We start from the raw sequence: 6,163 nt of genomic DNA, 5'->3' as shown, positions 1-6,163 counted from the left end.
CACGGAAGGGGGCGCAGCATGACGGTGCCGCACGACGCCGAGAACCATAGCCGGCTCATGACCCAGGTGGAGAGCCCGTCGAAGCCGCAGACCGCGGCGGAGCCGGTGGTGGGCAAGCCAATCGACAGGCTGGACGGCCGGGCCAAGACGAGCGGGCGGGCGCGCTTCGCGGCCGAGCATCCGTACCCCGATCTCGCGTACGCCGCGCTGGTGCACGCGACGATCGCGCGCGGCCGCGTCACCGGATTCGACGTGGCAGGGGCCGCCGCCGTACCGGGCGTGCTGACCGTCCTCACGCACGAGAACGCGCCCCCCATGGAGCCGCCGCCGCGGGCGACGCTGGCAAATATGGGCATGATCCTCAACGGGGCCCCGGTCAACTACCTCCATACCGACGAGGTGCACTGGAACGGTCAGCCCGTCGCGGTCGTCGTCGCCGAGACCCTGGAGGCGGCGCGCGAGGCGGCGGCACTGGTCGAGGTCGCCTACCAGGAGTCCCCGGCCACCACCGACTTCGCCGCCCAGGAGGAGCATGCCGTCCTGCTGAAGGGCAATCCCTTCCAGCCTGGAACCGCGAAGAAGGGCGACGCCGAGGCGGCGCTCAAGGCCGCCCCCGTATCGGTGGACCTGCGGTTCACCACCCCGCCGCTCAACCACAACGCGATCGAGCCGCACGCCACCACCGCGGCGTGGGACGGCGACCGGCTGACCGTGCACGAAGCCACGCAGGGCACGACCTTCCTCCGCACCCACCTCGCGGCCAGGTTCAGCCTGCCCGTGGAGTCGGTGCGGGTGATCGCGCCGCACGTCGGCGGCGCGTTCGGCGGCAAGGGCCCGGTGTGGGCCGGCACGCTGCTCACCGTGCTCGCGGCCCGCGCGACCGGACGGCCGGTGCGCATGATGCTCGCCCTCGCGGGCGTCTACCGCACGGTCGGCGGGCGCTCGCCGTCCATCCAGCGGATAGCCCTCGGCGCGACGGCGGACGGCGAGATGACCTCGCTCATCCACACCGGCGTGACAAGCACCGGGCGGGTCGGCGGACTGCCCGAGGGGGTCACCGCGCCGTCCGGGCACCTGTACGCCGCGCCGAACATCCTCCTGCGCCACAGCCAGGTCGAGCTCGACTGGCTACCCAACACCTTCATGCGCGCCCCCGGCGAGGCGCCGGGTTCGTTCGCACTGGAGGCGGCGGTGGACGAGCTCGCCTACGAGCTGGGCATGGACCCGATCGCGCTGCGGATGCGCAACGAGCCGGAGACCAACCCGATCGACGGCAAGGCTTTCTCGCACCGGCTGCTGCGCGAGACATACGCCTACGGCGCGCAGCGGTTCGGCTGGGCGGACCGCACGCCCGAGCCGGGCTCGATGCGGGACGGCCGGTGGCTGGTCGGCATGGGCGTGGCCACCGCCCACCACGGGACGAACCGGTTCACCGCCAACGTGACGGTGCGACTGTCGGCGGACGGCAGCGTGCTGGTGCGCTGCGCCCTGCAGGAAGTGGGCGTGGGCGCGGCGACCGCCCAGGCGCAGATCGCGGCCGACGCGCTCGGCGTGCCGCTCGACGCGGTGCGGGTGGAGCACGGCGACTCCACGCTGCCCGCCGCGCCCGGCGCGGGCGCCTCCGCGCAGACCGTGAGCGTCTCCGCGAGCCTGCTGGCCGCCTGCGGCAAACTCAAGCGCAAGGTGCGCGCGCTGGGCGAGGGCGGGTCGTACGCGGATATCCTCGCGCGGGCGGGACGCGACCATGTCGAGGCGGCGGTCGGGTCCGAGACACGGCTCGGCGCGCTGGCCGGGCAGGCGAAGTTCATGGCGCGGTTCCTGCGCGATCAGCGGCGCTGGGTGAAGGCGGGGTCCGGGGCGCAGTTCTGCGAAGTGCGGGTCGACCCCGACACCGGTGAGATACGGGTGTCGCGCTGGCTCGGCGTGTTCGACGTCGGCAGGGTGATCAACGCCAAGACCGCCACCAGTCAGCTCCGCGGCGGCATCGTCATGGGCATCGGCATGGCACTCTCGGAAGAGACGCTGGTGGATCCGCGCACCGGACGGATCATGAACCCGAGCCTGGCCGAGTACCACGTACCCGTCCATGCCGACATCCCGCCGATCGACATCCACTACCTGGACGAGCCCGACCCGACCATGCCGCTCGGGCTTCTTGGCCTGGGCGAGATCGGCGTCACCGGCACGGCCGCCGCGATCGCCAACGCCGTTTACCACGCCACCGGCAAGCGCGTCCACGACCTGCCGATCACCCTGGACAAGGTGCTGTGACCGCACCGTGTCCTCTAGAGGTCGATGCCGGCGGCTTCAGCCGCCGACATCGACCTCTCTGGAACTCGCCGACGAGCATGCCCCGTACGGGCTGCGGGGTGTCGGGGAGGCGCCGACGCTGTCTTCGACGCCGGCGGTTCTCGCGGCGATCCGCGCGGCGACGGGACTGGCGCTTGAGCGGACGCCGGTGCGGCCGGAGCATCTGACGGGCATGGCGTAGACACGCCGCCGCTGTGGGCAATCGTGCCGCTGGGGCGATGGGGGTACCTCCCATGCCCTTAAGGCAATGGGGGAGGGTGGGCACAGCGGCACCCCGACGGCGGGTCACGTCTCTTACTGTGGGTAACCCCGACGTTTGGGGCAGCTGCACATCCAACGGGAACCCGCCGTCGTGGGTTGTGCCCACCCTCCCCCAAGCTCTCGGCTTCGCTCGAGCAGGGGGGACTCCCATCGCCCCGCGGAACGCCTGCCCACAACGGCAAACGGAACGCCTGCCCACCAACCGGAACGGGAACAGGAGACCCAAATGCTGGACATCGCCGGCGAGTTGACCCGGTGGGTAGCGCAGGGGCGCGGCTTCGCCGTTGCCACCGTCGTGGCTGTCGGCGGGAGCGCCCCCCGTCAGCCGGGGGCCGCGCTCGCCGTCGCGACCGACGGCACAGCGATCGGCTCGGTCTCCGGCGGTTGCGTGGAGGGCGCGGTGTACGAGCTGTGCCAACAGGCCCTGGACGACGGCGAGACAGTCCTCCAGCGCTTCGGGTACAGCGACGACGACGCCTTCGCCGTCGGCCTGACCTGCGGCGGCGTCATCGACATCCTCGTCACCCCGGTACGCGCGGACTCTCCCGCCAGGGAGGTGTTCGCGGCCGCGCTCTCCGCCGCAGCCGGAGGAGAGGCCGCGGCGCTCGCGCGGATCGTCTCCGGACCTGCCGAACTCCTCGGCCGCGCCCTGCTCGTCCGCGACGACGGCTCGTACGAGGGCGGCCTCGGCGGGCACCCCGAACTGGACCGCACCGCCGTCGACGAGGCCCGTGCCTTCCTCGACGCGGGCCGTACCGGCACGCTGGACATGGGAGAGCAGGGCTCTCGGTGCGGAGCACCGATCACTCTGCTCGTCGAGTCATCCGTTCCACCGCCTCGGATGATCGTGTTCGGCGCCATCGACTTCGCGTCCGCGCTGGTTCGAACGGCCAAGTTCCTGGGCTATCACGTGACCGTGTGCGACGCCCGGCCGGTCTTCGCCACCCCGGCCCGCTTCCCCGAGGCCGACGAGGTCGTCATCGAATGGCCGCACACGTACCTGGAGTCGACGCAGGTCGACGGCCGTACCGTCCTGTGCGTACTGACCCATGACGCGAAGTTCGACGTGCCGCTGCTGCAACTGGCACTGCGGCTCCCGGTCGCGTACGTCGGGGCGATGGGCTCGCGGCGTACGCACCTCGACCGCAATGAACGTCTGCGCGAGGTCGGCGTCACCGAGCTCGAACTAGCCCGTCTGCGCTCGCCCATCGGACTGGATCTCGGCGCGCGTACGCCTGAGGAGACCGCCCTGTCCATCGCCTCGGAGATCGTGGCCAACCGGCGTGGGGGCAGCGGGGTTTCGCTGACCGGGGCAGACACGCCGATTCACCACGACGGGCCGGAGCCCGCGGTGCGGCGGAACGAGATCGGTCGCCTGAGCCGTCGGTAGGGTCCGTTCACGGAGGGCGGCGGACCCTTCTCCCGCACCTGTGTCGGTACACCTCGTGAACCTCAGTTGATGCACCCGTATTGATGCGCGCATGCCCCTCACCGGAACCTCGTGTGGGAGCGCTCCCGCAAGTCCCGCGTGACCGTTGCGAAACAGGAGTGAACCCGAGCATGAGACCCATCAGACGTACGAGATACGTCCCTGCCGCACTGGCCGCCCTGTCGGTCGTCCTGGCCGCCGTGCTGACCGGACCGGTCGCCGCCGCACCGGCCGCAGCGGCCGAACCGGCGTGGATCCGCGTGGAGCGCCCCCGCCACCGCAGCCACGGCGACTACTCGACCAACGTCGCCATGCAACTCGCCAAGTCCGCGGGTCTGCCCGCCCGCGCCGTCGCCGAAGTGCTGGCCCCGCTGGTGAGCGCGGCCGCCGGAGTAGCGAAGGCCGAGGTCGCGGGCCCCGGATTCCTCAACATCACGCTGGCGAGCGCGGCGATCGGCGCCCTCGCGCGCGACATCGTCCTGGCCGGTGACGCCTATGGCCGCACGGACCGGCTCGAAGGCCTTCGGCTCAATTTGGAGTTCGTCTCGGCGAACCCCACCGGGCCGGTGCACATCGGAGGGGCCCGGTGGGCGGTCGTGGGCGATGTGCTCGCCCGGCTGCTTGAGGCAGCGGGCGCAAATGTGTCGTGGGAGTACTACTTCAACGATGCCGGCGTGCAGATCGACGGCTTCGCACGCTCGCTACTCGCCGCGGCGCAGGGCTCGCCGGTGCCCGAGGACGGCTACAGCGGGGCGTACATCGAGGAGATTGCCGCAGCGGTACTGCGTCGGCAGCCCGCGGCCATGGAACTTCCGGAGTCCGAGGCCCTCGCCGCCTTCCGGACGGAGGGCACGGCGCTGATGTTCGACGAGATCAAGACGTCGCTGGCCGCGTTCGGTACCCGCTTCGACGTCTACTTCAACGAGAAGGACCTGCACGACCAGGGGGACCTGGACGCTGCTGTCGCCCGCCTGCGGGAGGGCGGTCACGTCTTCGAGGACGAGGGCGCGGTCTGGCTGCGCACCACAGACTTCGGTGACGACAAGGACCGGGTCCTGGTGAAGAGCGACGGGTCCTGGACGTACTTCACCGCGGACTGCGCGTACTACCTCAACAAGCGGTCCCGGGGCTTCGAGCGGGTCGTCATCATGCTTGGCGCCGACCACGCGGGCTATGTGGGCCGGATGCGGGCCATGGCGGCCTGCTTCGGTGACGACCCTGACACGCACCTGGAGATCCTGATCGGCCAGCTGGTCAACCTGGGCAAGGACGGGGAGCCGGTCCGGATGAGCAAGCGGGCGGGCACGGTCCTCACCCTCGACGACTTGGTCGAGACGGTCGGCGTGGACGCCGCGCGGTACGCGCTCGCGCGGGCCAGCGTGGACGCGATGATCGACCTCGACATCGACCTGCTCACACGGCAGTCGAACGACGACCCTGTCTACTACGTCCAGTACGCGCACACGCGGCCGTGCGCCGTACAGCGCAGGGCGGAGGAAGCCGGGATCGAGAAGGGCACACCGCAGGACTTCGACCCCTCCCTGCTCACCCACGAGCGGGAGGCCGACCTGCTGGGTATGCTGGCCGAGTTCCCGCAGGTCGTGGCCACAGCCGCCACGCTGCGCGAGCCGCACCGGGTCGCGCACTACCTGGAGCAGCTGGCCGGCGCGTACCACCGCTTCTACGACGCCTGCCGGGTCCTGCCGCGGGCCGGCGAGGACCCGGACGACCGCACCCGGGCCCGGCTGTGGCTGACGGACGCCAGCAGGCTGGTGATGCGCAACGGGCTGCAGTTGCTCGGGGTTTCGGCACCGGAACGAATGTGAGCGCGCAACCGCTGACCACCCAATAGCGCGCTCAGTCACCTCCTGCGGGCGCGCGCCCGCTACAGCTGGCCGGTGGTGTCGGAGGCGGCGGCTGCAGTTTCCAGGAGCTGGGCTTCCAGGTCTGCGATTCGCTTGTCGGCGAAGCGGAGGTTGCTGCGGGAGCCTTCGAGGCGTTCTTGCAGGAGCCGGTGCTCGCGGGTGAGTTGCTGCACTCGGTGCTTGAGGCTGGTGTTCTCGCTCACCAGAGCCTGGACGGACTCGCCGGGCACCGTTTGGTCGAGGTCCCGCAGGCGTCCCATCAGCTCGCCGATCCGCTGGCGCTGGGTGAAGATCTCCT

The 6,163-nt window shown here is 71.0% G+C and carries 3 protein-coding genes and 1 pseudogene; 3 read left to right on the top strand and 1 reads right to left on the bottom strand.

The window, feature by feature from the left end; translation table 11 throughout:
* From ACTWQJ_RS44645 to argS, 3 genes are all read left to right on the top strand, one after another.
* Positions 1 to 2,271, top strand: a 2,271-nt coding sequence (locus ACTWQJ_RS44645; RefSeq protein ID WP_443312114.1) for a xanthine dehydrogenase family protein molybdopterin-binding subunit, incomplete at its 5' end; no start/stop codon positions are given.
* Between the two features lie 526 nt (positions 2,272 to 2,797).
* A complete protein-coding gene (locus ACTWQJ_RS44640; protein WP_443312113.1) occupies positions 2,798 to 3,961 on the top strand; it encodes an XdhC family protein in 1,164 nt (387 codons plus the stop codon).
* Positions 3,962 to 4,131: 170 nt separating this feature from the next.
* Positions 4,132 to 5,826, top strand: coding sequence for an arginine--tRNA ligase (argS, locus tag ACTWQJ_RS44635; protein WP_443312112.1), 1,695 nt, complete (start codon positions 4,132 to 4,134; stop codon positions 5,824 to 5,826).
* Positions 5,827 to 5,885: 59 nt separating this feature from the next.
* Here the strand turns inward: argS and ACTWQJ_RS44630 are convergent.
* Positions 5,886 to 6,163, bottom strand: a pseudogene (locus ACTWQJ_RS44630) (hypothetical protein); the annotation flags it as partial.

Origin of the sequence: Streptomyces sp. KR55, assembly GCF_052245645.1 — a bacterium.
Taxonomy (GTDB): Bacteria; Actinomycetota; Actinomycetes; order Streptomycetales; family Streptomycetaceae; genus Streptomyces; species Streptomyces flavusporus.
The sequence above is the reverse complement of the archived record's forward strand: the minus strand, read 5'-3'. Positions and strand labels throughout refer to the sequence as shown.

Excerpts from the sequence above, each read along its gene's own strand:
- ACTWQJ_RS44640 (WP_443312113.1), top strand. The coding sequence starts at position 2,798 with ATGCTGGACATCGCCGGCGAGTTGACCCGGTGGGTAGCGCAGGGGCGC.
- argS (WP_443312112.1), top strand. The coding sequence starts at position 4,132 with ATGAGACCCATCAGACGTACGAGATACGTCCCTGCCGCACTGGCCGCC.